Here is a 25578-nt window from a genome sequence, read left to right on the forward strand (position 1 = left end):
AACAACTGAATATTTAGCGCTGAATCCGTCATGGAGCGGGGGACCCACTTGTTGCAACGCTCGTTGCTAGGGGTGAATCCGAAAGGACGGGCATCTCTCCAAGCCCGAACCCGACAGCTAACCTCGCAAGCGCTTTGGGGAGGGACGAGTATGGTTTTGAACCAAACGTAGCCGTTGAGCGCGTCCTCAGCGGTTTTTTCTTTTTGAATCAACTCGAATATGCTTTGGGAGGAACGGAAGCATGGCTTCGTTAAAACGTTTGTTGATTGGGAAACCGATGGAGACAAAACGGCTCAAACATGAAAAATTGCCGAAATGGAAAGCGTTGGCCGTTTTTTCTTCCGATGCGCTGTCATCGGTGGCTTACGCGACGGAAGAAATTTTGCTTGTGCTTGCTTTATTAGGGACAAGCGTCTTTTTCTATTCGCTGCCGATCGCGGTGGCGATTTTAGTATTGCTTTTGTTAGTGACCTTGTCGTATCGGCAAATCATTTACGCGTTTCCGTCCGGCGGCGGGGCGTATGTCGTCGCCCGCGACCATTTGGGGACGAAAATTAGTTTAGTGGCCGGGGCGGCGCTGATGATCGATTATATTTTAACTGTCGCCGTCAGCATCAGCTCCGGCGTCGCCGCGCTGACATCGGCGTTTCCGGGGCTGCTGCCGTGGAAAGTGGAGCTCGCTGTCGCTCTTGTCTTGCTTTTAATGGTGCTCAATTTACGCGGCATTACCGAATCCGCAACGGTTTTCGCCTACCCGACGTATGTGTTCATTGGCTTCGTTCTTGTGATGATCGCTGTCGGCGGGTGGCAGTTGTGGCAGGAAGGATGGCATGGGTTTACGATGCATGAGCATGCTTCCACAGCTCACATGTTTGCGTCCGGTTACAGTTTGTTTATTTTGCTGCGCGCCTTTTCATCGGGATGTTCGGCGATGACTGGGGTCGAAGCGATCAGCAACGGCGTGCCGGCGTTCCGGCCAGACAGTTCAAAAAACGCCGCCATTACGATGGGATGGATGTCCACATTGCTTGGCGTGATGTTTTTAGGCATCACCGTGTTGGCGGCGGGATTCGGCGTTACTCCGACCGAGCATCAAACGGTCATTTCGCAAATCGGACGCCATGTGTTTGGGAATGGTCTTTTGTTTTACTTGTTTCAGCTGGCGACGATGGTCATTTTAGTGCTCGCGGCGAATACGAGTTTTGCCGGGTTTCCGCAGTTGACGTCGATTATGGCGAAGGACGGTTTTTTGCCGAGAAGCTTGGCGGCCCGGGGCGATCGCCTTGTGTTTTCCAATGGCATTATATTGTTGAGCGTGCTGGCGATCGCATTGATCATCGCGTTTCATGCCAAAACCCATTCGCTCATCCCGCTTTATGCGGTTGGCGTCTTTCTTTCCTTTACGATCGGCCAGAGTGGGTTGATTAAAAAATTATGGAATCGGGAAGAAGGACGGAAATTCGGCGTGCTGCTCACCGTCGGAACGGGAGCGGTGGTCACCGGGATCGTCACGCTCGTCACGATGATCGCTAAATTTACGCAGGGGGCCTGGATCGTCATCGTGGCGATTCCGTTGTTCGTCTGGATGTTCAGCCGAATTCACGAGCATTACAAAAAACTTGGCGAGCAATTGCGGCTTGACGAACGGGAGTGGCAACAGCGCGGGAAACTGTTGAAACCAAAAGTCATTATTCCCATTTCCGGCGTCAGCAAAGTGGTCGCCCAATCCGTTCAGTACGCTCGCAGCATTTCCGACGACATTACGGCACTGTCGATTATTTTCGACGAAAAAGACGAACAAAAGCTGCGGCAAAAGTGGGAGAAGTTTTATCCGGACATTCCGTTGGAAGTCATCTATTCACCGTACCGAACCATTTTGTCGCCATTATTAGAATACATCACGAAAGCGGAAAAAGAAGCAGACCGCGCGCCGGTGACAGTGCTCTTGCCGCAATTTATTGTGAAAAAATGGTGGCATACATTTTTGCATAACCAAACAGCCATCATCTTGCGCTTTTTCTTGATCATGAAAAAAGATGTTGTCATTGCGACATTGCCGTATCATTTGCGGGAATAATGTCGAGAAAAGGGGAAACATTTCCCCGGAAATCGATGCGTGTCGAATGGCAAGAAAGTCCCCTCTCCGTACGGAATTGCATATCGTACGGCAGGGGGGATTCCTATGTGGTTATGGGTGTCCATGATTTTGCTCGCTTTCAGCGTGAGCATGGACAGCTTGAGCGTAGGCATTACGTATGGAATGGGTGGTGTCCGTTTTTCCTGCTTTTCGTTGGCGCTTATTGCATGCATGTCTGGAATGATGGTGTTTGTGTCTATGAACATCGGCCGTCTGTTGGCGCTTGTTTTGCCATTGCAAGTTGAGAGAGGGCTTGCTTCGGTCATTCTCATGGCGCTTGGCGGTTGGGCGATTTATAACGTCTATAAGCCAAAGGGAGACGGAAGCGATTCCTCTATGGAATGTGATGGAACAGGGGAGGCTAACCGATTCAGCGGCGCTGTTCAAGTATTGAAACGGCCTGAACTTGGGGATCTTGATCGTTCAGGCACGATCAGCCAAAAAGAAGCGTTGTTGATCGGGATCGCTTTGTCGATGGATTCATTTGGCGCCGGGATCAGTTCGTCGCTTTTGCATTTCCCGCCGCTTTCGTTTTCCCTGTTGGTTGGCGTATTTACTCTCATGTTCATCCGAGTCGGCTTATCGTTGGGGTACATGGTGTCGAAAACGGGAATCATGAAAAAGGCGACAATGCTGCCTGGGGTTGTGTTGATTGTCCTAGGGTTGATCAAATTATTTCGGTGACACCATTTTGGCGGCTCGTTCGTAATTCAAATGTGAAAATAGGTTGATGAAAAAGGAGAGAGGTCCGATGTGGAAAAAGTTTTTATCGAAATTCGGCATTGGCGCTGCCAAAGTGGATCTCGTGCTGCATCGCCCTCATGTGCGCCTTGGTGAAACGTTGGAAGGGGAATTTTTGCTGGAAGGTGGTTCGGTCGCCCAACACATTCGGAACCTAGATGTCGTATTGCAATTGGAGGTGCACGCGGAAGGAAAGGCATATCGCCGAACCGCAGCGGTGATCCCGGTCGCTTCCTCGTTTACGATTCAGCCCGGTGAGCGGAAAGTGCTCCCGTTTTCGTACGCACTGCCGCTCCATTTGCCGATCAGCCGCCCAACGGTCCGTTATACGTTCGTCACCCGGCTCGATATTGCCGATGGGGCGGATGCATATGACCAAGACGCCATTCACATTTTGCCGCCGACGGCCTTGGAGCAAGTGTTTTCCGCTTTGGCCGCCCTGGGATTCCGGGAGAAAGCGACATCCGGAAGCATTACGCCGCATGGCCAGGAATTTGCGTTCTTCCCGACGAGCGAATTTCAAGGGATCGTCCAAGAAGTCGAGTTTTTTGCCCTTGTCGAGGGAGAAGGGGTGCGTTTGTATCTGGAGATCGACGTCCGCCACGGCTTTGGCGGGGAACGCGAAATGAAACGGGAGCTGTTGATCACTCATGAACAGCTTCGCGATTCGGCGACGGCAGCCCGTCTGCTTCGAGAAGCCATTGAAGAGGCGGTGCGGGCGGCCGGGGCGTTCGGCCAGCTGAGCGGGCATCCATTGGCAACGCCGCATTCGCCAATCTATAGCCATCCAGTAGGCCATTATCCACCCGTCCATCATTCGCATCATGGCGGACACGGGTGGGCTGGTGCCATTGGTGGGTTTGCGGCCGGGATGCTGGCGGGAATGGTGGCGGAAGAGTTGCTTGACGATGTGATCGATGATGTCGCTGACGGGTTGGACGTGGATGATTGGTTTGATGGCGGCGATGGATTTGATGGGGGAGATTGGCTGTAATGATGATATGGAAGGTGCTTCGCATTTCGCGAAGCGCTTTTTTGCTGATGCGGATGTCTTGTACAACGGTGACCGTTTCTCCTTAGTGGGCATATACAATAAATGGAAAAATAAAACAAGGAGGAAACAAAATGAATGATACGTACGGTCATCGCCATTTGGCTTGGCATGAAACGTTGGAGCTGCATGAATTGATCGCTTTTCAGGCCAACGCGTTAATGAAAATGAAAAGGGCTGTCGGCAAGATCGACTGTCCTGAGTTGAAAGGGCTTTATACGGAAACGATTCAAGGATTGGAAACGAACTTGCGCGAGCTGCTTGCCTTCATTCCGGCGGCACCTATGATGGAAGAAAGCCGCGACCATGATGATGGCGACCGCGCCTTGCACGCTGGCGATTTGCTTGGCTTTTCAAAAACGGCAGTGCGTAATTATGCTGCTGCCATTACCGAGGCGGCGACGCCGGTGCTGCGCAAAACGTTTGTCAAACATCTGCTCAAAGCCATTGACACGCACGAAAAAGCGTTCAACTATATGTATGAACGTGGTTACTATCCGGCGTACGACCTCGCCCAGCTTCTTTATCATGATGTCCGCAATGCGCAAAAGGCGTTGTCAATGGGATATGAACGATGATGGAAACGAGCCGCTCCCGCCAACGGAGCGGCTTCTTTCATTGCGGCGGGGAGGAGCGGATGGACCGACGGCGAATACATAAAAGCGGAGAAACAGCTAAGCCTAATGGAGCTAGAAGAGAGGAAAGATCATAAACGAAGGAGGCGTCATCGGTGCGTTACTATATCGTTTTTGATATTGGCGGCACATATGTCAAACATGCCGTCATGAACGAGCATGGCGACTTTTTCGAAAAGGGGCGTTACCGTTCGGAGCGGCATGACTTTCATCAATTTCGCGATGACTTGCTTAACGCCGTCCGCCAGGCGCAGGCGAACTATGAACTTTCCGGCATCGCGATCAGTTCCGCAGGAAGCGTTGACAGCGATCTTGGCATCATCGGCGGAAGCAGCGCATTGCCGTGCATTCACGGCCCAAACTTTAAAGAAGTATTCGGCGGAGCGACGGGCCTGCCGGTGGAACTGGAAAATGACGCGAACTGCGCAGCGCTCGGTGAATTATGGAAAGGAGCGGGGCGGCACTGCCGCGACATCGCCTTTGTCATTGTCGGCACCGGCATTGGCGGGGCGATCGTGAAAGACGGACGCATCCATAAAGGGGCGCATTTGCACGGCGGGGAATTTGGCTATATGTTGATGGATGTCCGCTATGGGAACGGAAGGATCGAATGCAAAACATGGAGCGAACTGGCGGCGACAAGTGCGCTGATCCGGATGGCGGCTGAGGAAAAGGGGATGCCGGAGAGGGAGCTGGACGGAGAAAAAGTATTTGCGTTGGCCGAGAGAGGCGATGAAGCCGCGCAAAAGGCCATTGACCGGTTTTATTTTTCATTGGCCCAAGGGATTTTTAACTTGCAGTACGCATACGACCCGGAAAAAATCATTTTGGGCGGGGCCATTAGCAGCCGCCCCGATTTCGTCGACGAAATCAACAAGCGGCTTTCGGTGTTATTGTCGCTCGTTCCAATTGCCAAAGTCCAGCCAGTGGTGGAGACGTGCCAATTCAAAAACGATGCGAACTTGCTCGGCGCTTTGTATCATTACTTAGAGCGGCGCGGGGAGTTAGGGGAAGCGTCCGGCCCGTCCCATTGACTAGCAACAGGAAGTCGATGATTCTGTCTCGAAAACAAGGTCGCTGCCTAGAAAAAGCGCGGGTAGTACAAGACAAAGATTTGTAGTACAATAGAGCAGGCGCGGCCAAAAGCGGAGTGTTATTCCACCCGCTTGGCCCATATGTATAGAAAGGACGACCCCGCGCAGAAAGGATGGAAGGACATGCACTGGATGGAATTATGGAAGGCGATCATTTTAGGGATGGTCGAAGGGCTGACCGAGTTCGCCCCTGTTTCCTCGACCGGCCATATGATTATTGTCGACGATCTTTGGCTGAAATCCACAGAGTTTTTAGGCAAGTACGCGGCGAATACATTTAAAGTCGTCATTCAGCTCGGCTCGATTTTAGCCGCTGTGGTCGTGTTTAAAGACCGATTTCTCGACTTGCTTGGCGTTCGCGGCCGCCATCCGGGCGGACATCCGCGCCTTAACCTCATTCACGTCATCATTGGCCTGCTGCCGGCTGGGGTGCTCGGCGTCTTGTTTGAAGATTACATCGATGAACATTTGTTTTCGACAAAAACGGTGCTGATCGGCCTTGTGCTCGGCGCGTTGTTGATGATCGCCGCCGACAAATTCGCCAAAAAAGCCGCGCGGACGCAGACGGTCGACCAAATTACGTACAAGCAGGCGTTTTTTGTTGGTTTGATGCAATGTTTATCCTTGTGGCCCGGCTTTTCCCGCTCCGGCTCGACGATCTCTGGCGGGGTGCTTGTCGGCATGAGCCATCGCGCCGCCGCCGATTTCACGTTCATTATGGCTGTTCCGATCATGGCTGGGGCGAGCGGGCTGTCGCTGTTGAAAAACTGGCAATATGTCACCGCCGCCGATATCCCGTTTTTCATCGCCGGTTTTTTTAGCGCCTTTGTCTTCGCCTTGCTCGCGATCCGCTTTTTCCTTGAGCTCATCAACCGCATCCGCCTCGTGCCGTTTGCGGTGTATCGGATCGTGCTGGCCGTTGTCATTTATTTCTTATACTTCTAGTCGTGCCGCCTGGCGGGGTTGTTCCGCCGGGCGGTTTTCTGGTTGGGGGAAGGAAATGGAAAGAGAAAAAATTTGAATAAAAATAACCCGTAGTGCTAGCTGAGTGCTAAGACTGAGCCAGCATCACAATTCCAGTACAACATCATGAAGATATCGATCTCTTGTGCGACCATGTGTTCCGTATCAACCGTTATCGGCTTGAGCCGGTGTAAAGGAGAAGGCTCGTTGTGTGGTGATGAAAACAAAACGAGGCGATGCCGAAAAACGGCCGTGGTTGGCCGCATCGGGCATCGCCTGTTTTTACAAACGGGCGGTGTCTTGAATGATTGCAAGCAGCGTTTGCAGCGGATCGCTCGCGCCGGCTTTCTCCATGTTTTTTTGGTAGCGGTCTTTGTTTTCATATAGGCGGTGAATGGCGGCTTGCAGCGATTCGTTCGTTAAATCCTCTTCCATCAGCACTTCCGCATAGCCTGCTTTTTCAAACGAACGAGCGTTTGCAATTTGGTCGCCGCGGCTTGCCGCTTTCGAGAGCGGGATGAGCAGCATCGGCTTGCGCAAGGAGAGCAGTTCGAAAATGGCGTTCGCCCCGGCGCGGGAGACGACGATGTCGGCCAAGGCGAGTAAGTGGGGCAGCTCTTCATTGACGTATTCGAACTGTTTGTATCCTTTTTGGCCTGCGAGGCTCGGGTCGATGTTTCCTTTGCCGCAAATGTGGATGATGTCAAATTCGGCAAGAAGCGTCGATAGGTTGGCGCGCAAGGCGTCGTTAATTTTTTTCGAGCCTAAGCTGCCGCCCATCGCCAGCAAGACCGGTTTTTTTCCGTCGAACTGGCACATCTTCCTCCCTTGTTCGGCGTTGCCATCCTTCAACTCTTCGCGGACGACGGCGCCGACGTAGACGGCTTTATCGGCATTGACGTATTGCTTCGTTTCCGGGAAGGTGAGGCAGATTTTTGTCGCAAACGGCATAGCGATTTTGTTCGCAAGCCCCGGGGTTAAGTCAGATTCATGGATCACCGACGGCACACCGTTCAGCCAAGCGCCGAGAATGACGGGAACGGAGACGAATCCGCCTTTTGAGAAGACGACGTCCGGTTTTTCTTTTTGGATCAGGCGGTACGCCTGCCAAACGCCTTTCAGCACGTTGAATGGATCTTTAAAGTTTTTCCAGTCAAAATAGCGGCGCAGTTTTCCGGTCGAAACCGAATAGTACGGGACGCCGTCGATGCGGCCGATAATCTCCCGTTCAATCCCTTGATGAGATCCGATGTAAACGATATCCCATCCCAGCTCTTTCAATTTCGGGATGAGGGCGACGTTGACCATCACGTGGCCGGCTGTGCCGCCGCCGGTTAAGATGATTTTTTTTCGCAATGCGGATCACCTGTCTTTTTTTAATCGCTCGTGTATCGTTATGTATTATAGCAGATTCCACCTAGCTTCGGGAGGAAACCAAGCGGTGGCGTTTTTCGTATAGTAAGAAAACTGGACGGTCTGCATGAAATTTTCATGATTTTCTTTTCGATTTCTCATTTGTTTGTTATATGATAAAACATCTGCAACGTGATGATCTCGAATACAGAAAGTTCATTTTTCTATTTTCAGAGAGAAGAAATATTGGTAAAGTACAATCAAGAGGTGAATGCCATGTGGGTTTGGCTGTTCGTTTGTTTCATTGTGGGAATTGCCATTTATGGCATTGTACCGACGATCATCATTCGCAAAAAGCGGGTGCGTTTGTTTCGGGAGGGGACGGCATCCGATTGTCTGGCGCTGACGTTTGATGACGGCCCCGACCCGTATTATACGCCAAAGTTGCTTGATTTATTAAAGAAATATGGCGTGAAGGCGACGTTTTTCGTTGTCGGCCGCAAAGTCGAGCGCTATCCGGATATTGTGCGGCGGATGGCCGAAGAAGGCCATGAAATTGGGATTCATAATTACCGCCACATCAGCAATTGGCTGTTGCCGCCGATTTGGTTGGATTGGGGGGTGCGCCGCGCCGCTGCGGCGATTGAGCGGGCGACGGGCCAACGCCCGGTGTATTACCGCCCGCCGTGGGGGCATTTTAACGCTTGGACGCCGATCGTGCAAAAGCGGTATACAACGGTGTTATGGTCGCATATTCTTGGCGATTGGAACGAAAAAATTGGTACAATGGAATTGTTCCGCCGCTTGCGTTCGTCCATACGCGGCGGGGCGGTGATTGTGCTTCATGACAATGGGGATGCGTTAGGTGCTGACAAACGCGCGCCAGAGCAAATGTTGTCAGCGCTCGAGCTGCTGTTTAAGGATGAAGCAGCGAAAAAGATGCGTTGGGTGACGATTACGGAACTGAGAAATGTGCAAACTAATACACAAATCTCGGCGATGTAGCGGGGGAGCTATGGATACAAGCGTATGGTTGCCGTATGTCCAGTCATATGGATATGTGATGCTGTTTTTATTTTTGTTTTGCGGCATTGTCGGCATTCCGGCGCCGGAGGAAAGCTTGCTCTTTTTGGTCGGCGTGATGGTTGCCAAGGAGCAGTTGCTGCTTGGACCGTCGCTCGCTTCATGCTGGGGCGGGGCGATGGCCGGCATGGTGACGGCATACGGCGCCGGCCGGTGGTGGGGGGCGCCGTTTGTGCAAAAGTACGGCAAGTGCGTCGGAATTACGGCTGAACGTTGGGAGCGGGCTCGCCGCTGGTTTGGCCGCTATGGCAAATGGGGGATTTTGTTCGGCTGCTATGCTCCCGGGGTGCGGCAAATTTGCCCGTATATGGCGGGAGTGAGCCGGTTTCCGTTCGGGCCGTTTTTGTTGCTGTCGGCGCTTGGAACGGCAGGTTGGGCAGTTCCGTTGACCGCGGCGGGGCTTTGGCTCGGCCAGCGCATCCATATCCCCCTGATTTCTTTTCCGCTTGCCGGTTTGGCGTTGTTTTTGCTTTTTTTGCTTGCGGCATGGGTTGGGCAGCGGAGGCGCAAAAAATCTTTCGAAAGCTAAAGGGTGCGATCGATGATGAAAGTATTGTTTTTGCCGCTGTTTCAAATGAATACGGGACACCATAAAGTAGCCGATACGTTGATGGATTTTTTGCGCCGCCAGTTTCCGGCGGTCGAAAGCAAAAAGATCGATTTTTTGAGCTATTGCAATGAACTGATGGAAAAAATGGTGTCAGAGGCCTACTTGCGCTGGATTCGCTCGCATCCTGCTTCGTACCACCGTGTGTACAAAACGCTGATGTACCAAGAGCCGCCCCGGTTTGAGTTCATTTCGTTTGAGCCATGGCTGCCTTATTTTGAAAGCAAAATGAAAAAGATGGTGGAAGAAGAACGGCCGGATTTAATCGTCTGCACCCATTCGTTTCCGTCGCGCATTTTGCAGCGGCTGAAGCGAAAACGGGTGCTGACGGTTCCAGTTGTCAATGTCTACACCGACTTTTTTATGAACAGCATCTGGGGGAAACGGTTTATTGACTATCATTTTGTTCCCCATCAAGAGGCGAAATGGGAGCTGATCACGAAGTACGGGGTTGACAAAGGACGCATCATCGTCACTGGCATCCCAGTGCACGATGTGTTTATGAATCGGTCGGAAGCGAGACGCAAGCGGCAGCCTGCTCATGTGCTTGTCGCCGGTGGAAACCAAGGGCTTGGCAATATGCTGGCGTTTTTGCGGGCGGCCCGCACGTCAACGTTGTTCCGCTATTCGGTGCTGTGCGGCGCCAATCGCCAGCTGTACGAGGAAATCGCCAGCTGGCAGCTGCCTCATATCCGGCCGCTTCCATACATCGCTGACCCGGAAGAGATGAATCGGCTGTATGAAGAGGCGGATGCCGTCATTACGAAACCAGGCGGGGTGACGGTCAGCGAGTTGCTTCATAAGCGCATTCCGATTTTTACGATCGATTGCTTGCCTGGGCAGGAGCGCATCAATTTGCAATATTTACAGCAAAATGGTCTCATTTATCATTTGGTCGGGCCAGAAAGCGGCGAGCAGCACATGCTTCGCCTGTTGATGGATGACGTGGAGAAAAACCGGCTTTTCCGCCGTGTGTCCGATTATTTTGCCGGCGTGGAAAAAACGGGGCAAGAAGCGCTCGCCGAAGTGGTAGCGGCCATGCCGCAACGCATGGCTTGGCGCGTGTTGCATCCGTAGCGACAGAAGGTGTCCCAAAACGGTCGGGGCACCTTTTCTTATTCCTGTATATACGTGTAAAACAAATGCTGGAAAACGATATGTTGTGCTTTGTTGAAAGAAGAATCACCTTTTTAGACACCCTCACTTTTTTGTTCCTAATCGCTTATGGGGGGTGGCGAAACAACCTGCATCGTACATATAAAATATCAGACCGTTGGGCGCGAAACGTGTTACAATAGGAACGATGGCCAAGGAAAGAGGAGGAACGATGATGAAAACGAAAGTTGGCGTGTTATACGGCGGCAAATCACCGGAGCACCAAGTATCGTTGTCGACGGCGATGGCGGTGATGAACGCCATTGATCCTCATAAATTCGATGTCATTCCGATTTATATTACACCGGAAGGTCAATGGATCAAGGGCGAACAGCTGACCGGACCGATCGAGGAAATCAAGCAGCTGCAATTCACTTCGGCGGCGACCGCCTTGATTCCGGTTTCCTTGAACCAAGTTCCGGCTGCCGATTCGGCTGCGGGAGGAAACGAGGAAACGATCGATGTCATTTTCCCGCTTTTGCATGGGCCGAACGGCGAAGACGGAACGGTGCAAGGGTTGCTTGAGATATTGAACATTCCGTATGTCGGCAACGGGGTGCTTGCTTCCGCGGTCGGCATGGATAAGGTGATGATGAAAAACTTGTTTGCGCAGGCCGGGTTGCGCCAAGCAAAATATATCGCCGTGACGAAGTACGATTGGCAAAAAAGAGGCGAGACGGTGTATGACCGGATCGAACGAGAGCTTGGCTACCCGTGCTTTGTCAAGCCAGCCAACGCCGGTTCGAGCGTCGGCATTTCCAAATGCAAGCAGCGCGGCGATTTAAAAGCCGCATTTATCGAGGCATTTCAGTATGACCGAAAAATTATTATTGAAGAGGCGATTGTCGGCCGCGAAATTGAAATCGGCGTGATCGGAAATGATGAGCCGATTTGTTCGGTCGTTGGCGAAATTGTTCCCAAAAAGGAATTTTACGACTATGAAGCGAAATACGAAGACGGGCAAACCGAATTGATCATCCCAGCGGACGTAACGAAAGAACAGTATGAGACGATCAAACAAATGGCCATTACGGCGTTTCAGGCGCTGGATTTGTCTGGACTTGCGCGCGTCGATTTTTTCCTCGCCGAAGATGGCGCTGTTTATATCAACGAAGTAAACACGATGCCAGGCTTTACGCCATACAGCATGTTCCCGCTTCTTTGGCAGCACAGCGGTGTGCCGTACCCGGAGCTGATTGAACGGCTTATCGCGCTCGCATTGGAACGACATCAAGAAAAGCAGACGATCACGTACACGTTCAAAAAAGAAAAGAGGTGAGAGCCGATGATCAAACGGACAGTGCGGCAAATCGCCGAAATGGCTGACGGACAGTGTTTAAAGCCGGAATGGGAGAATATGGTCGTAAGCGGTGTGTCAACCGACACAAGGACGATCCAAGCCGGCAACTTGTACGTTCCGTTGCGCGGTGCGACCTTTAACGGCCACGATTTCGTGCAAGAAGCGGTGCAAAAAGGAGCCGCCGCCGTACTGTGGGCGGAAAGGGAAGGAACGCCGCCGGAAGGTGTGCCAGTGGTCGTTGTGGATGATACGCTTTTGGCATTGCAGCGGCTCGCCGCCCGCTACCGCGAGCAGCTTGGAATGAAGGTGATCGGCGTCACTGGCAGCAACGGCAAAACGACGACGAAAGATATGATTGCCGCGCTGCTTTCAACCCACTATCGAGTGCAAAAGACCGAAGGGAACTTGAACAATCACATCGGCGTGCCGCTGACGCTTCTTTCGCTTGACGAAGGGACGGAGATGGCCGTTGTCGAAATGGGGATGAGCGGGTTTGGCGAAATCGAGCGGCTGACCATGATCGCCCGTCCGGACGCAGCGGTCATCACGAATATCGGAGAAGCACACTTGCAGGAGCTCGGGTCGCGGGAAGGCATCGCCAAGGCGAAGTTGGAAATTTTGGCGGGTTTGCACCATGATGGTTTATTCGTCTACCACGGCGATGAGCCGCTCTTGACGGAGCGCGTGCCGAAGTTGCCGCTTCCCCGCCATGTCGTGACGTTCGGGGCGGGCGAACAGAACGATTACTATCCGACCGATGTGCGCATTGAAGCGGGAGGAACATCGTTTGTCATCAATGCGCTCCCCGGCCGGACGCTGTTTATGCCGGTATTAGGCAAGCATCATGTGTACAACGCGCTCGCCGCCATTGCGGTCGCCCGCTTTTTCGGCATCGATTGGGAAGGCATTGATGCGTCTCTCTCCCGCCTGCAAGTGACGCGCATGCGTACGGAAGTCGTCAAGACGAAATATGGCTTTACCGTCATTAATGACGCCTACAATGCTAGCCCGACATCGATGCGCGCCGCCTTGACGCTGCTTGGGGAATTAGGCGGCTACCGGCAAAAAATCGCCGTATTGGGCGATATGTTGGAGCTTGGTGACGAAGAAGTGGCGTTTCATCGAGAGATCGGGGAGGTGTTGCGGCCGGGAATGGTGGACTATGTGTTCACTTACGGGCCGCTGGCGCACCATATCGCCGCGGCGGCTGCCCCATTTTTTGATGATGGGCGGGTGAGGGAGTTCGACGATAAAGCAGCGTTGGCCGAGGCCGTGCGTTCCGTCGCGACTTCGGATGACATTGTTTTATTGAAAGCATCGCGCGGCATGAAATTGGAAGAGTTGCTTCGATATTGGGTGTAACATCAAGCAACCCGAGAGAAACTAAAAGCGGCGTCACAGGCGCCGCTTTTCATTCGGGCGGGGGTGGAAATGATGATCGGCTGTTTATGTATTCACGGGTTTACGGGAAGTCCAGAAGAAGTGGCGCCGCTGGCCGATTATTTGCGGGAGCGGACCGATTGGATGATCGAAACGCCGACCTTGCCGGGCCACGGAAGCGAACTGCGGCTGAAAGGAATTGCATACGACCAATGGATCGCGGCGGCGGAACAAGCGTTTTTAGCGCTCCATCGCCGTTGCAGTGTGGTGTATGTCATTGGGTTTTCAATGGGTGGAGTGATCGCCGTCTACTTGGCGGAAAAATACCCGGTCGCCAAACTCGTGCTGCTAAGCGCTGCGTTTTACTATGTCAACCCGCGCCAATTATGGCGCGACATCCGTGAAATGTTTGCCAACGGCTGGCGCGGAGCGCGGGAGCACCCGCTGTTTCTCCGCTATCGAAACAAAATGATGGCGACCCCGTTTTCCGCTGTCAGAGAGTTTCGCAAGCTCGTCCGCCATGTGCGGCCCCGCCTCCCGCATGTTGCGGCGCCTGTGCTCATTGTCCAGGGGGAAAAAGATGGGATCGTGCCGTTAAAAAGCGCCTGCTATTTATATGAACGCATGGGGTCTTCAGAAAAAAAGCTGTTGCTTTTGCCCAATTCGTTCCATCATGTTTGTCATAGCATCGGCCGGCACGTTCTGTTTGCTGAGGTGGAAACATTTTTGCGCGCTGCCCATGCCCATCATTGCAAATCACCGCATAACATGGTATGATAACTGTCAAACCTTTCTCTCGGATAAAGGGACGATTTTTTATAAGGAGTTTGGATAACATTGACGACATTTCAAGAATTAGGATTAAGCCAAGAAGTGATGAAAGCGATCGAGCGGATGGGGTTTGAAGAGACGACTCCGATTCAAGCGAAGACGATTCCGCTCAGTCTGCAAAATAAAGACGTAATCGGTCAAGCGCAAACCGGAACGGGGAAAACGGCGGCGTTTGGCATTCCGATCGTTGAGAAAGTGAATGTGAAAAACAGCGCTGTTCAAGCGCTCGTTGTCGCGCCGACGCGTGAGCTCGCCATCCAAGTATCAGAAGAGCTGTACAAAATCGGCGCCGTCAAGCGCGTGCGCGTCTTGCCGATTTACGGCGGTCAAGATATCGACCGGCAAATCCGCGCTTTGAAAAAACATCCGCACGTGATCGTCGGGACGCCGGGCCGTATTATCGACCATATCAACCGCGGGACGCTCCGCCTTGAGCATGTGCATACGGTCGTTCTCGATGAGGCGGATGAAATGCTCAATATGGGCTTTATCGAAGATATTGAGGCGATTTTAAGCCATGTGCCGGCCGAGCGGCAGACGTTGCTGTTCTCGGCGACGATGCCGGATCCGATTCGCCGCATTGCCGAGCGCTTCATGAACGAGCCGGAACTTGTCAAAGTGAAGGCAAAGGAAATGACCGTGCCGAACATTCAACAGTACTACTTAGAAGTGCACGAGAAAAAGAAATTTGACATTTTGACGCGGCTTCTTGATATTCAGGCGCCGGAGCTCGCGATCGTGTTCGGCCGCACGAAGCGTCGTGTCGATGAGCTGGCAGAGGCGCTCAACTTGCGAGGCTATGCAGCGGAAGGCATTCACGGTGATTTAAGCCAAGCGAAACGGCTGTCGGTGCTGCGCAAGTTTAAGGAAGGTGCGATTGAAATTTTAGTGGCGACGGATGTTGCGGCGCGCGGCTTGGATATTTCCGGCGTAACGCACGTGTACAACTTTGATATTCCGCAAGACCCGGAAAGCTATGTCCACCGGATTGGGCGCACCGGGCGCGCCGGCAAGACAGGGGTGGCGATGACGTTTGTCACTCCAAGGGAGATCGGCCAGCTTCACCATATTGAGCGGACGACGAAGCGGAAAATGGAGCGGATGAAGCCGCCGACACTTGATGAGGCGCTCGAAGGCCAACAGCGTATCGCTATCGAAAAGCTTCTCAACGTCGTGGAGACCGAAAACCTGTCATTTTACAAACGGGCAGCGGAAGAATTGCTTGAAGAGCACGATTCGGTAACGATTGTCGCTGCCTGCTTGAAAATGTTGACGCGCGAGCCGGATACGACGCCGGTGCAATTGACGGAAGAGCCGCCTTTAGCGGTCAAGCGGGAGAAAAAACGGGGCGGCCGCCCGGACGGCTCAGCCCGCAGCCGGACGAAGAAACGGCGGATTACGGCGCATTAAGCGCCGTTTTTTCATAGCCGAGGCATGTAAAACGACGGCCGCTTGGGGCGGATGGACAAAAAGGGGGCAAGCAGGCCGCCGACGGCGAAGCCAAATAGATGGGCCAATAAATTCCCATGTGGTGTCATGATGCCAATCAGCAAATGAACCGCCATGACCGAAAGCAGCAGCTGGGCGTGGCGGGGGGCGACTAAGTCGCGGCGGAATAGGGCGAGGTAGCTGTACATGCCAAACAAGGCGAAAATGGCGCCCGACGCCCCGACATGGGTGTACAGCGGCGGCAGAAGGAATAAAGTGGCGACATTGGCGCCGATTCCGCCTCCGATATACAGAAACAAAAACTTTCTTTTCCCAAGTGCGCGCTCCAGCCAGGGGCCAAACAGCCATAAGGACAAACTGTTGGCGGCCATATGGTGGAAATCGCGATGCAGCACGATTGGGCTGACAAGCCGCCAGCACTCTCCATGGCGGATCGCGCCGTTCGTCCCGACGGCGTATTGCCAAATGGGTTCAAGCGCTGTCAAGGGAAGAGAAAACAACAGCCATGCGGCGATATGGACCAATAATAAGGCGGCAACGACGGGATAAAGGCGGACAAATGAGCGGACATCGCTTGCATGTTGAAACACGGGTTGGTCTCCCTTCTTCGCGGAAATGGGGCGTTTTTTATAAGCCATCTTATGCGGGTCTCTCATAAAAAATTTGTCCGACCATCAGGGCGGATAGGATAGGTGAGGAAGCAGTGATCGTCGGCATTGGCATTGATATTGTAGAGTTGGAACGGATCCGCTCCCTTCTTGAGCGGAGCCGCAAATTTCCAGAGCGAATTTTGACGCCGCGTGAAAAAGCGCAGTTTGGCGAGTTGCCGCCCGCAAGACAGGCAGAGTTTCTCGCCGGGCGATTTGCGGCTAAAGAAGCGTACGCCAAAGCGCTCGGAACGGGGATCGGGCGGCATCTATCGTTTCAAGACATCGAGATCGTTTCCGATGAGCACGGAAAGCCGAGCATTGCTGCCCGCCGCGATGGCGAGACGGTTCATCTGTCCATTTCCCATAGCCGCGATTACGCCGTCGCCCAAGTCGTCATTGAGCGCCTTGGACCGATGACGCCGGCTGATGCTTGCCATGGCTAGTCTGCATATTCCCGAAAGTTGTCTCATATATTGTAGTGCATGGGTAGAAATCGATATATGAGGCAAAGGGGTTGAAGCGATGGGCAGAAACGTGCTGATGGCGTTGGTCGGCATCATTTTTCTGTTTGCTTTGGCTGGCTGCGGGTCGAAATCGCAGGAAGAGGTGCTGAAGGCGCTTGATGAAAAGGTCGATGAGATGACGGGTTATCAGGCTGAGGCGAAAATGACGTTCCGCACCGGTGAGAAGCCGCAAGTGTATCATGTTGAAGTGTGGCACAAGCAGCCGTCCTACTACCGCGTCAGCTTGAAAAACGCCGACAAAGGACAAAGCCAAATGATTTTGCGCAATGACGAAGGGGTGTTCGTCTTCACGCCGGCGCTCAACAAAACCTTCAAGTTTGTGAGCGATTGGCCGAAAAACAGCAGCCAAGCGTATTTGTACGAATCGCTCGTCAAAGACATTTTGAGCGATTCGAAGGCGAAGTTTAAGGCGACGGACGATTACTATGTGTTTGAGACGAAAACGAACTACCCGAACAGCGAAGTCATTCCAACCCAAGAGATTACACTGCGCAAAAAAGATTTGGCGCCCGTCTCGGTCAAAGTGATGGATACGGACCGGAAAGCGCTGTTGACGGTCGAGTTTTCCAACGTCGAGTTTAACAAAAAGTTTGATGATGACGCGTTTGATACAAAGAAAAACATGACTGGCGCCCGTCTTGAGGTGCCAACGATGGCCGAAGGAAAAGAGCAAGTGATGGCCGTCATGTACCCGAGTCAGCTTCCGAAAGGGGTTCAAGCGCTCGAGGAAAAAGAAGTGAAAGGTGAAAACGGCACGCGCGTCATTATGACATTCGGCGGCAAAAAATCGTTTACGCTCGTGCAAGAAAAAGCGGATGTGCTTCCGGCGACAAGCATGCCAGTTCTTGTCAACGGCGACCCGGTTGATTTAGGATTCACCATTGGCGCCCTCACCGACCGAACGTTGACATGGTGGTACAATGGGGCGGAGTTTACGCTCGCCTCGGACGATTTGACGCCGGAAGAAATGGTGATGGTCGCCAGCTCAGTGCAAGAAAAAGCGGCAAAATGACAGTGCGGTTTTGCAAACAGGCGGCTCTCCGCGTTGAAGCGGAGAAGCTGCTTTTTGTTTTTGTGCAGAAGCAGTGAAGGCATGCCAGTGGACGAATTGTTGCTATCTCCAATGTTTTCCGCCGTTTTTCTCATTTTTCCGCCGCTCATCCTATTCCTTCTTCCCCAGGAACATGGTAAACTAAAAAAGGAATCCAATCGATTCAAGCGCTTTCAAACTGGCTATGACTAGAAAGGCAGCGAGAGAGGATGGACGAGTTTCACCGCGATACGTGGGTGGAAATTGATCTAGATGCCATCTACGACAACGTCGCGAATTTGCGCCGCTTTTTGCCGGAGGGCACGCAAATTATGGCCGTTGTCAAGGCGAACGCCTACGGGCATGGCGATGCCCAAGTGGCGGCAACGGCGCTCGAAGCGGGCGCTTCCCGCTTGGCCGTCGCCTTTTTGGACGAGGCGCTTGCCTTACGAAAAAAAGGCATCGATGCCCCGATTTTAGTGCTTGGGGCGTCTCGTCCCGAGGATGTGGCGTTGGCCGCCGAACACCGCATCGCCTTAACCGTGTTTCGCTCTGATTGGCTCGAGGAGGCGTCATCGCTGTATAACGGTTCGACCCCGATTCATTTCCATTTAAAGATGGACACAGGAATGGGACGGCTTGGGGTTAAAGACGAAGAGGAGACAAAGCGAATAGCGGCCTTGATCGATCGCCATCCGCCCTTTGTGCTTGAAGGGGTGTATACGCATTTTGCGACCGCTGATGAAGTGAATACGGATTACTTTTCTTATCAATACGCCCGCTTTTTGCATATGCTTGACTGGCTGCCGTCGCGGCCGCCGCTCGTTCATTGCGCCAACAGCGCGGCGGCCCTTCGTTTTTCCGATCGAGCGTTCAACATGGTTCGCTTTGGCATTTCGATGTACGGGCTCGCCCCATCGCCGGACATCAAGCCGCTCCTCCCATACGAATTGAAAGAGGCGTTTTCGCTCCATAGCCGCCTCGTACACGTCAAAAAGCTGCAACCAGGCGAAAAGGTGAGCTACGGTGCGACGTACACCGCGCAGACGGAAGAGTGGATCGGCACGATTCCGATCGGTTATGCGGACGGCTGGCTGCGCCGCCTGCAGCACTTTCATGTGCTTGTTGGCGGGCAGCGGGCGCCGATCGTCGGCCGTATCTGCATGGATCAATGCATGATCCGCCTGCCGGGGCCGCTGCCTGTCGGAACGAAGGTGACATTAATCGGCCGCCAAGGGGACGAAGTCATTTCCATCGATGATGTCGCCCGCCATTTGGGCACAATCAATTATGAAGTGCCGTGCACGATCAGCTACCGGGTGCCCCGTATTTTTTTCCGAAATAAGCGTATAATGGGAGTGAGAAACGCCGTTGGTCGCGGATGAAGCGATGCATAATCTGTTTCGGAAGACAAAGGATAGAAAATGGAGAAATGACTTTGCAGCGCCGTTGTTTAATGGTATCATGAAGTGGAAGCAATCAATGGCTGCAGTTCGTGGAGGTGTATATTTGTGTCGGAATCTGGCGCAACAGCGGAAATCGTCGTTCGTTTGCCGCAGTCGCTGCTGACAGAACTGGACGTGCTCGTAAAGCAGGAAAACGGCAACCGCAATGAACTCATTTATCAAGCGACGAAAATGTACATTCGCGAGCGGAAGAAACGGCAAATTCGCGAGGCGATGAGACGAGGCTACATGGAAATGGCGAAAATCAATTTATCTATCGCTTCTGAAGCGTTTCATGCTGAATACGAGGCCGACCACACCGTTGAACGCTTAGTTAGCGGGGGGTAATGCTTTGATTGTCAAACGTGGCGACGTGTATTTTGCGGACCTTTCCCCGGTTGTTGGCTCGGAGCAGGGCGGCGTGCGCCCCGTGTTGGTGATCCAAAACGATATCGGCAATCGTTTTAGCCCGACGGTGATTGTCGCGGCGATTACGGCGCAAATCCAAAAAGCGAAGCTGCCGACGCATGTCGAGATTGACGCGAAACGCTACGGGTTTGAACGCGATTCGGTCATTTTGCTTGAGCAAATTCGCACGATCGACAAGCAACGGCTGACCGATAAAATCACTCATTTGGACGATGAAATGATGGATAAAGTCGATGAGGCGCTGCAAATTAGCTTAGGGCTGATCGACTTTTGATAGAGCGAAAAACCTTTGCTTTTGGCATAACAGCGAACAGGAGAAACGGCGTTTTCGGTTGCCAACGGGCGGCCGAGCGGATGGGGAAAGCGGCGTTGACGTGCGGCATCGGTCTTGATTATCGAGTGTTCACGTTGGTGAGACGGGCAGATCGGCCTTTCCGGAACGGTCTGTCCTTCCATTTTCATCTATGTATACTGTTTCACAAAGCAGCTGCGTACAGGTAGCGCTTTTTTTATTATCCTAAACCGATTCATCCCCCACTTCCACCTCGAAGCGTTAGCGTAGGTGGGAGAGCGTTCAAGTCCCATATCATTAAGGAGGGAATCGCTTGGCTAACGAACAGCGGCTCATTGAAGTCATTGCCGCCGAGCAGCAGCTGGCAGCAAAGCAAGTCGAAAACGTCATTGCGCTCCATCGAGAAGGAAACACGATCCCGTTTATCGCCCGCTACCGGAAAGAAATGACTGGGGCGCTCGATGAAGTGCAAATTCGTGAAGTGCTTGAGAGATGGGAGTATTTGCAGCATTTAGAGCAACGGAAAGAGGAAGTGATTCGCCTCATTGATGAGCAAGGGAAGTTGACGGGAGAGTTAAAGCGCGACATTCTTGAGGCCACGAAGTTGCAACAAGTCGAAGATTTATACCGCCCATATCGGCAAAAGCGGCGCACGAAAGCAACAATCGCAAAAGAGAGAGGGCTTGAACCCCTTGCCGAATGGCTCCTTTCGTGTCCACCGGCCCCAACTCCGGAACAACAGGCCGAAATGTTCGTCAACGAAGATAAAGGAGTCGCAACCGTTGAAGAGGCGCTTCAAGGTGCGAAAGATATCATCGCCGAAAAAGTGGCAGATGACGCTGCTCTTCGTCAATGGGTGCGCGACGAGACGCGGCGGAAAGGAACGATTGCTTCGGTTGCCAAAGCGCCGGAAAAGGACGAAAAGAGTGTGTACGAAATGTACTACGACTACGAGGAACCCCTCGCTAAAATCGTTCCGCACCGCGTGTTGGCGTTAAACCGCGGTGAAAAGGAAGAGGTGCTGCGCGTCTCGATCAAGGCGCCTGTTGAGGACATCATTCGCTATTTGCGGCGAAAAACAGTCGCTGATGAATCGTCCCCGGCCGCTCCCATCGTGGCAGAAGCGATCGAGGACGGATACAAGCGGCTGATGGAGCCTGCCATTGAACGCGACATCCGCAACGAGTTGACGGAGAAAGCGGAGGAGCGGGCCATCCATATTTTCGCTGAAAACTTGCGCAAACTGCTTCTCCAGCCGCCGCTCAAAGGAAAAACGGTGCTCGGCATCGACCCAGCCTATCGGACTGGGTGCAAGCTCGCCGTTGTCGACGAAACGGGGAAACTGCTTCGCATTGATGTGATCTATCCGCATCCGCCGCAAGAGCGAAAAGAAGAGGCGCGCGCGAAACTTCTTCGCCTGCTTGATGACTATCACGTTGATATGATCGCGATTGGCAACGGAACAGCATCTCGGGAAACCGAACAGTTTGTCGCCGACACGCTGAAGCATGTGCAACGCGATATCTTTTATTTGATTGTCAATGAAGCAGGAGCGAGCGTCTACTCTGCTTCCGACCTTGCACGCGCTGAGTTTCCCGACCTGCAAGTCGAAGAGCGGAGCGCCGTCTCGATCGCCCGCCGCGTCCAAGACCCGCTCGCCGAGCTTGTCAAAATCGATCCAAAATCGGTCGGCGTCGGCCAATACCAGCACGATGTGTCGCAAAAAAAGCTTGCCGAGTCGCTTCGTTTCGTCGTCGAGACGGTCGTCAATCAAGTCGGTGTCAACGTCAACACTGCCTCCGTCTCCCTGCTTCAGTACGTGTCCGGGCTCACGAAAACCGTTGCAGAAAACATCGTCAAGCGTCGCGAAGAGCAAGGGAAATTCCGCAACCGCGAAGAGCTGAAAACGATTCCTCGGCTCGGAGCGAAAACGTACGAGCAGTGCATCGGTTTTTTGCGCATCGTTGATGGCGACGAACCGCTTGACCGCACGCCGATTCACCCCGAGCGGTACGCGGAAGTGAAGCAACTGTTGCGTAAGTTAGGATTTACGACCGCCGCCATTGGCAGTGATGAACTGCGCCAGGCGCTGCAAGCCATCGAAGTCGAGATGGTGGCTGCCGAGCTCGGCATCGGAGAACTGACGTTGCGCGACATCATTGACGCGTTGTGCCGCCCAGAGCGCGATCCGCGCGACGAGCTGCCCAAGCCGCTATTACGCAAAGATGTGTTGAAGATGGAAGATTTGAAGCCAGGCATGGAGCTGGAAGGAACCGTGCGCAACGTCGTTGACTTCGGCGCCTTTGTCGACATTGGGGTCAAACAGGACGGGCTCGTGCACATTTCCAAACTAAGCAAACAATACGTGCGCCATCCACTCGATGTCGTTTCGGTCGGCGACGTCGTCAAAGTATGGGTCGAGCATGTCGATGTGGCGAAGGGAAGAATATCGCTGTCGATGGTGCCGCCGAAAGAGTGAAATGGAGAAAGCACTGCCTTAGGAGCAGTGTTTTCTCCGATAAAAAAACCAGCATTGGTTCAACAGTTTAATTTGCTCACGGTTTTTCTCATAGTAGGCTCGTCTCATCTGATTTTTCAGCCATGTAGGCAAAATCAGTCACCTCCCTGACAGTGGAAAGGTAATATATATGTATGTAATGGTGAATTGTCCTGTGCCAAAAGATGAAGGAGAGACCCGCCATGGACCAAAAGCAGCTGCAAGCCCTTGTCGAACAAATTTCCATTCGCGTGTTCGGCAAGCCGTTTCGCCATACCGCTTTCTTCAACCCTCGTTTGCGCACCACCGGCGGGCGCTACATGTTGCAAACGCACAACATTGAGCTCAATAAAAAACATTACGAGCAGTTCGGCGAGGAAGAATTGATCGCCATCATCAAACACGAGCTTTGCCATTACCACTTGCACCTTGAGGGAAAAGGCTACCGCCACCGCGACCGCGACTTCCGCGAACTGCTGCAAAAAGTGGGGGCGCCTCGCTATTGTCGTCCGCTTGCTCGAAATACAAAAGCGCCGAAAACGATCTACACATACATTTGCACGTCATGCGGCCTCACCTACCGCCGCAAAAGACGGATCAACATAGACCGTTATGTTTGCGGCCGCTGCCGAAGCAAGCTCAAACGATCCTAGACTTCCATGACAAAAAAATTTGGTTGCCATCGGAAGGATGAAAATATCTCTATGTCGAATATTACAGTTTTACACATTTTGAAGCTCAGGTATTTTCAGAGTAGATGCAATTTGAAACTTTAACATTTGCAGCTTTTCCATAGCCTCGGCATTTGATCGACTGTCGGGCGACTGAACAACGCCGCTTTCAGACCCATGCATGGGTCTGTGAAGCGGGTGGCTGTTCGGTCTTCCGTCACGCCTTGGTGTTCGTCAGTCGAGAAAATAGACAAGCTGCCTTTTCGTCAAGAATTGTTAAACTATAATGTCCAGTCAACGCCAATAATCAAACAAAACATTTTGCGAAAAAAGGTTGACAATCAGGATGATCGTGTGCTAAATTATAAAAGCCGTCGCTAAACGGCGGAAAACAGCAGAGGAAGTTGCGGGAAAACGTATTGACAAACGACAAGTTGCTCAATATAATAAACAATGTCGATTGTCAAACATCATTCCGCAATAGCTCAGCGACGAGCCTCACATCTTCGAATTGGCTGCGAGTTGCCTCGACGCATCTCGCTTCCTTGAATTAGCTGGCAGAGGAAGAGGCAACGAGCACATCGTAAAGATATGCATGACATATAATTTTTCATCATTCCGCAATAGCTCAGCGGTAGAGCAACCGGCTGTTAACCGGTAGGTCGTAGGTTCGAATCCTACTTGCGGAGCCATTTCTTTGGAGAAGTACCCAAGTGGCTGAAGGGGACGGTTTGCTAAACCGTTAGGTCGTGGCTTTACGGCGCGCGGGTTCAAATCCCGCCTTCTCCGCCACTCCAATACGTATATGCGTGGCCCGTTGGTCAAGTGGTTAAGACACCGCCCTTTCACGGCGGTAACACGGGTTCGAATCCCGTACGGGTCACTGAATAGCGCGGGGTGATCCCCGCGATTTGTGGTCCCGTAGTGTAGTGGTTAACATGCCTGCCTGTCACGCAGGAGATCGCGGGTTCGAGTCCCGTCGGGACCGCCATTGCACTAAATCGCTGGGCCATAGCCAAGCGGTAAGGCAACGGACTTTGACTCCGTGATGCGCTGGTTCGAATCCAGCTGGCCCAGCCATTTTTATGTGTTAAATACATGAGCCATTAGCTCAGTAACGAGCGCTGCATCTTCGAGCTCGCTGCGAGTTGCCTCGACGCACCGGGCTTCCTTGAAACAGCTGGTAGAGGAAGAGGCAGGTAGAGTTCATCAGTACTTAGAGTGTTATGATCACCATGAGCCATTAGCTCAGTAGGTAGAGCATCTGACTTTTAATCAGAGGGTCGGAGGTTCGAGTCCTCCATGGCTCACCATATTAGCGGGTGTGGCGGAATTGGCAGACGCACCAGACTTAGGATCTGGCGCCTCACGGCGTGGGGGTTCAAGTCCCTCCACCCGCACTGATTAGTCAATATGCGGTCGTGGCGGAATGGCAGACGCGCTAGGTTGAGGGCCTAGTGGGGGCGACCCCGTGGAGGTTCAAGTCCTCTCGACCGCATTTTTTAGATAAACTATTGACAGCAACACAGCGAGTTGCTAAAATATAATCCGTCTCTTTGGTGCAATAATCTATTGCGCTCGTAGCTCAATTGGATAGAGCATCTGACTACGGATCAGAAGGTTAGGGGTTCGAATCCTCTCGAGCGCGCCATCATCGGGAAGTAGCTCAGCTTGGTAGAGCACATGGTTTGGGACCATGGGGTCGCAGGTTCAAATCCTGTCTTCCCGATTTTGTTGAACTAAATATTATGCGGGTGTAGTTTAGTGGTAAAACCTCAGCCACGAGCCTTCACTTCGCCGAATACGCTTCGAGTTGCCCCGACGCATCCAGCTTCTTTGAATCGGCTGGCAGAGGAAGGGGCATGAAAGATTGTGATGGGTGTTTCATCAAAAATTATGCGGGTGTAGTTTAGTGGTAAAACCTCAGCCTTCCAAGCTGATGTCGTGGGTTCGATTCCCATCACCCGCTCCATGAAGAGTCCATAGGATTATTTCGTTCCTTGAAAACTGAACGAAACGAAGCGCGACGAAAAGCGGAGGTCGTTTAGCGCCTTTGGTGCTGCGGCTGAAGCAAAAAGCCAATCAACTTTCTTTGGAGAGTTTGATCCTGGCTCAGGACGAACGCTGGCGGCGTGCCTAATACATGCAAGTCGAGCGGACCAAATCGGAGCTTGCTCTGGTTTGGTCAGCGGCGGACGGGTGAGTAACACGTGGGCAACCTGCCCGCAAGACCGGGATAACTCCGGGGAACCCGAGCCAAA

Annotated in this window: 24 protein-coding genes, 11 tRNA genes, 1 rRNA gene and 1 riboswitch; of the genes, 33 read left to right on the forward strand and 3 right to left on the reverse strand. The window is 52.7% G+C overall.

The window, feature by feature from the left end; translation table 11 throughout:
- Positions 1-7: 7 nt before the first annotated feature.
- A riboswitch (cyclic di-AMP (ydaO/yuaA leader) is annotated at positions 8-147 on the forward strand.
- 94 nt (positions 148-241) lie between these two features.
- The 7 genes from DI44_RS15010 to DI44_RS14985 all read left to right on the forward strand — a co-directional run bounded on the left by DI44_RS15010 (position 242) and on the right by DI44_RS14985 (position 6603).
- The gene (locus DI44_RS15010) at positions 242-2077 is read left to right on the forward strand and encodes an APC family permease (protein WP_033024528.1); all 1836 of its coding nucleotides are present in this window, start codon (positions 242-244) and stop codon (positions 2075-2077) included.
- 105 nt (positions 2078-2182) lie between these two features.
- The gene (ytaF, locus tag DI44_RS15005) at positions 2183-2821 is read left to right on the forward strand and encodes a sporulation membrane protein YtaF (protein WP_011229724.1); all 639 of its coding nucleotides are present in this window, start codon (positions 2183-2185) and stop codon (positions 2819-2821) included.
- Between the two features lie 67 nt (positions 2822-2888).
- Positions 2889-3872, forward strand: coding sequence for a sporulation protein (locus DI44_RS15000; protein WP_023633373.1), 984 nt, complete (start codon positions 2889-2891; stop codon positions 3870-3872).
- Complete coding sequence (locus tag DI44_RS18960; protein WP_156100176.1) at positions 3835-4011, forward strand: hypothetical protein; 177 nt, start codon at positions 3835-3837, stop codon at positions 4009-4011. Before DI44_RS15000 ends, DI44_RS18960 begins: the two co-directional genes overlap by 38 nt.
- Positions 4004-4507 carry a spore coat protein gene (locus tag DI44_RS14995; protein WP_033024529.1) on the forward strand — a complete coding sequence of 168 codons (504 nt, stop codon included), beginning with the start codon at positions 4004-4006 and terminating at the stop codon, positions 4505-4507. Before DI44_RS18960 ends, DI44_RS14995 begins: the two co-directional genes overlap by 8 nt.
- A 152-nt stretch (positions 4508-4659) precedes the next feature.
- Positions 4660-5598, forward strand: coding sequence for an ROK family protein (locus DI44_RS14990; RefSeq protein WP_011229727.1), 939 nt, complete (start codon positions 4660-4662; stop codon positions 5596-5598).
- Between the two features lie 183 nt (positions 5599-5781).
- On the forward strand, positions 5782-6603 hold the full coding sequence (locus DI44_RS14985) for an undecaprenyl-diphosphate phosphatase (RefSeq protein WP_013144033.1): 822 nt from the start codon (positions 5782-5784) through the stop codon (positions 6601-6603).
- 300 nt (positions 6604-6903) lie between these two features.
- Here the strand turns inward: DI44_RS14985 and DI44_RS14980 are convergent, their stop codons facing one another.
- Positions 6904-7977, reverse strand: coding sequence for an undecaprenyldiphospho-muramoylpentapeptide beta-N-acetylglucosaminyltransferase (locus tag DI44_RS14980; protein ID WP_023633371.1), 1074 nt, complete (start codon positions 7975-7977; stop codon positions 6904-6906).
- Between the two features lie 273 nt (positions 7978-8250).
- On the opposite strand from DI44_RS14980, the gene DI44_RS14975 reads away from it, so the two are divergent.
- The 7 genes from DI44_RS14975 to DI44_RS14945 all read left to right on the forward strand — a co-directional run bounded on the left by DI44_RS14975 (position 8251) and on the right by DI44_RS14945 (position 15740).
- Positions 8251-8979 carry a polysaccharide deacetylase family protein gene (locus DI44_RS14975; RefSeq protein WP_014194676.1) on the forward strand — a complete coding sequence of 243 codons (729 nt, stop codon included), beginning with the start codon at positions 8251-8253 and terminating at the stop codon, positions 8977-8979.
- A gap of 10 nt (positions 8980-8989) precedes the next feature.
- Positions 8990-9586: a DedA family protein gene (locus DI44_RS14970; RefSeq protein ID WP_013522795.1), complete on the forward strand. Its 597-nt coding sequence runs from the start codon at positions 8990-8992 to the stop codon at positions 9584-9586.
- Between the two features lie 12 nt (positions 9587-9598).
- Positions 9599-10741, forward strand: a complete 1143-nt coding sequence (locus tag DI44_RS14965; RefSeq protein ID WP_014194677.1) for a galactosyldiacylglycerol synthase — start codon at positions 9599-9601, stop codon at positions 10739-10741.
- A 253-nt stretch (positions 10742-10994) separates the two neighbouring features.
- Positions 10995-12098 (forward strand): D-alanine--D-alanine ligase, encoded by a 1104-nt coding sequence (locus tag DI44_RS14960; RefSeq protein ID WP_033024531.1) that lies wholly within the window; start codon positions 10995-10997, stop codon positions 12096-12098.
- Between the two features lie 6 nt (positions 12099-12104).
- On the forward strand, positions 12105-13481 hold the full coding sequence (gene murF, locus DI44_RS14955) for a UDP-N-acetylmuramoyl-tripeptide--D-alanyl-D-alanine ligase (RefSeq protein WP_021322023.1): 1377 nt from the start codon (positions 12105-12107) through the stop codon (positions 13479-13481).
- Between the two features lie 72 nt (positions 13482-13553).
- Positions 13554-14276, forward strand: coding sequence for an alpha/beta fold hydrolase (locus tag DI44_RS14950; protein ID WP_033024534.1), 723 nt, complete (start codon positions 13554-13556; stop codon positions 14274-14276).
- 60 nt (positions 14277-14336) lie between these two features.
- Positions 14337-15740 carry a DEAD/DEAH box helicase gene (locus DI44_RS14945; protein ID WP_014194681.1) on the forward strand — a complete coding sequence of 468 codons (1404 nt, stop codon included), beginning with the start codon at positions 14337-14339 and terminating at the stop codon, positions 15738-15740.
- Positions 15741-15751: 11 nt separating this feature from the next.
- On the opposite strand, the gene DI44_RS14940 is transcribed toward DI44_RS14945, so the two are convergent.
- Positions 15752-16369 (reverse strand): rhomboid family intramembrane serine protease, encoded by a 618-nt coding sequence (locus DI44_RS14940; protein WP_014194682.1) that lies wholly within the window; start codon positions 16367-16369, stop codon positions 15752-15754.
- A 113-nt stretch (positions 16370-16482) separates the two neighbouring features.
- On the opposite strand from DI44_RS14940, the gene acpS reads away from it, so the two are divergent.
- The 6 genes from acpS to DI44_RS14910 all read left to right on the forward strand — a co-directional run bounded on the left by acpS (position 16483) and on the right by DI44_RS14910 (position 22628).
- Complete coding sequence (gene acpS / locus DI44_RS14935; RefSeq protein ID WP_011229738.1) at positions 16483-16872, forward strand: holo-ACP synthase; 390 nt, start codon at positions 16483-16485, stop codon at positions 16870-16872.
- A 79-nt stretch (positions 16873-16951) separates the two neighbouring features.
- Complete coding sequence (locus DI44_RS14930) at positions 16952-17965, forward strand: outer membrane lipoprotein carrier protein LolA (RefSeq protein WP_014194683.1); 1014 nt, start codon at positions 16952-16954, stop codon at positions 17963-17965.
- 248 nt (positions 17966-18213) lie between these two features.
- Positions 18214-19368 carry an alanine racemase gene (gene alr / locus DI44_RS14925; RefSeq protein WP_033024535.1) on the forward strand — a complete coding sequence of 385 codons (1155 nt, stop codon included), beginning with the start codon at positions 18214-18216 and terminating at the stop codon, positions 19366-19368.
- 126 nt (positions 19369-19494) lie between these two features.
- Positions 19495-19776, forward strand: coding sequence for a hypothetical protein (locus DI44_RS14920; protein ID WP_011229742.1), 282 nt, complete (start codon positions 19495-19497; stop codon positions 19774-19776).
- A gap of 4 nt (positions 19777-19780) precedes the next feature.
- On the forward strand, positions 19781-20131 hold the full coding sequence (gene ndoA, locus DI44_RS14915; RefSeq protein ID WP_003253417.1) for a type II toxin-antitoxin system endoribonuclease NdoA: 351 nt from the start codon (positions 19781-19783) through the stop codon (positions 20129-20131).
- Positions 20132-20462: 331 nt separating this feature from the next.
- Positions 20463-22628, forward strand: a complete 2166-nt coding sequence (locus DI44_RS14910) for a Tex family protein (protein WP_014194685.1) — start codon at positions 20463-20465, stop codon at positions 22626-22628.
- A gap of 18 nt (positions 22629-22646) precedes the next feature.
- Here DI44_RS14910 and cmpA read toward each other — a convergent pair whose 3' ends face one another.
- The gene (gene cmpA / locus DI44_RS18565) at positions 22647-22760 is read right to left on the reverse strand and encodes a cortex morphogenetic protein CmpA (RefSeq protein ID WP_013144046.1); all 114 of its coding nucleotides are present in this window, start codon (positions 22758-22760) and stop codon (positions 22647-22649) included.
- 89 nt (positions 22761-22849) lie between these two features.
- Between cmpA and DI44_RS14905 the strand changes: the two genes are divergently transcribed.
- From DI44_RS14905 to DI44_RS19060, 13 genes are all read left to right on the forward strand, one after another.
- Entirely contained in the window at positions 22850-23299 is a 450-nt protein-coding gene (locus DI44_RS14905) for a SprT family protein (RefSeq protein ID WP_013144047.1), read from the forward strand.
- 635 nt (positions 23300-23934) lie between these two features.
- Positions 23935-24009, forward strand: a tRNA-Asn gene (locus DI44_RS14900).
- A gap of 7 nt (positions 24010-24016) precedes the next feature.
- Positions 24017-24109, forward strand: a tRNA-Ser gene (locus DI44_RS14895).
- 19 nt (positions 24110-24128) lie between these two features.
- Positions 24129-24200: transfer RNA gene (locus DI44_RS14890), tRNA-Glu, on the forward strand.
- Positions 24201-24232: 32 nt separating this feature from the next.
- Positions 24233-24308 (forward strand) — tRNA-Asp (locus DI44_RS14885).
- Between the two features lie 14 nt (positions 24309-24322).
- Positions 24323-24397 (forward strand) — tRNA-Gln (locus DI44_RS14880).
- A gap of 157 nt (positions 24398-24554) precedes the next feature.
- Positions 24555-24630 (forward strand) — tRNA-Lys (locus tag DI44_RS14875).
- Between the two features lie 5 nt (positions 24631-24635).
- Positions 24636-24717: transfer RNA gene (locus DI44_RS14870), tRNA-Leu, on the forward strand.
- A gap of 15 nt (positions 24718-24732) precedes the next feature.
- Positions 24733-24815: transfer RNA gene (locus tag DI44_RS14865), tRNA-Leu, on the forward strand.
- Positions 24816-24891: 76 nt separating this feature from the next.
- Positions 24892-24968 (forward strand) — tRNA-Arg (locus DI44_RS14860).
- Positions 24969-24972: 4 nt separating this feature from the next.
- Positions 24973-25046: transfer RNA gene (locus tag DI44_RS14855), tRNA-Pro, on the forward strand.
- 169 nt (positions 25047-25215) lie between these two features.
- Positions 25216-25289 (forward strand) — tRNA-Gly (locus tag DI44_RS14850).
- A gap of 117 nt (positions 25290-25406) precedes the next feature.
- Positions 25407-25578, forward strand: a 16S ribosomal RNA gene (locus tag DI44_RS19060); the annotation flags it as partial.

This window comes from Geobacillus sp. CAMR5420 (assembly GCF_000691465.1).
GTDB classification, from domain to species: domain Bacteria; phylum Bacillota; class Bacilli; order Bacillales; family Anoxybacillaceae; genus Geobacillus; species Geobacillus thermoleovorans.

Excerpts from the sequence above, each read along its gene's own strand:
- DI44_RS15000 (WP_023633373.1), top strand. The coding sequence starts at position 2,889 with ATGTGGAAAAAGTTTTTATCGAAATTCGGCATTGGCGCTGCCAAAGTG.
- DI44_RS14975 (WP_014194676.1), top strand. The coding sequence starts at position 8,251 with ATGTGGGTTTGGCTGTTCGTTTGTTTCATTGTGGGAATTGCCATTTAT.
- ytaF (WP_011229724.1), top strand. The coding sequence starts at position 2,183 with ATGTGGTTATGGGTGTCCATGATTTTGCTCGCTTTCAGCGTGAGCATG.
- DI44_RS14930 (WP_014194683.1), top strand. The coding sequence starts at position 16,952 with ATGGGCAGAAACGTGCTGATGGCGTTGGTCGGCATCATTTTTCTGTTT.
- DI44_RS14905 (WP_013144047.1), top strand. The coding sequence starts at position 22,850 with ATGGACCAAAAGCAGCTGCAAGCCCTTGTCGAACAAATTTCCATTCGC.
- DI44_RS14960 (WP_033024531.1), top strand. The coding sequence starts at position 10,995 with ATGAAAACGAAAGTTGGCGTGTTATACGGCGGCAAATCACCGGAGCAC.
- DI44_RS18960 (WP_156100176.1), top strand. The coding sequence starts at position 3,835 with ATGGCGGCGATGGATTTGATGGGGGAGATTGGCTGTAATGATGATATG.
- murF (WP_021322023.1), top strand. The coding sequence starts at position 12,105 with ATGATCAAACGGACAGTGCGGCAAATCGCCGAAATGGCTGACGGACAG.
- DI44_RS14950 (WP_033024534.1), top strand. The coding sequence starts at position 13,554 with ATGATCGGCTGTTTATGTATTCACGGGTTTACGGGAAGTCCAGAAGAA.
- DI44_RS15010 (WP_033024528.1), top strand. The coding sequence starts at position 242 with ATGGCTTCGTTAAAACGTTTGTTGATTGGGAAACCGATGGAGACAAAA.
- alr (WP_033024535.1), top strand. The coding sequence starts at position 18,214 with ATGGACGAGTTTCACCGCGATACGTGGGTGGAAATTGATCTAGATGCC.
- DI44_RS14970 (WP_013522795.1), top strand. The coding sequence starts at position 8,990 with ATGGATACAAGCGTATGGTTGCCGTATGTCCAGTCATATGGATATGTG.
- DI44_RS14995 (WP_033024529.1), top strand. The coding sequence starts at position 4,004 with ATGAATGATACGTACGGTCATCGCCATTTGGCTTGGCATGAAACGTTG.
- DI44_RS14985 (WP_013144033.1), top strand. The coding sequence starts at position 5,782 with ATGCACTGGATGGAATTATGGAAGGCGATCATTTTAGGGATGGTCGAA.
- DI44_RS14965 (WP_014194677.1), top strand. The coding sequence starts at position 9,599 with ATGATGAAAGTATTGTTTTTGCCGCTGTTTCAAATGAATACGGGACAC.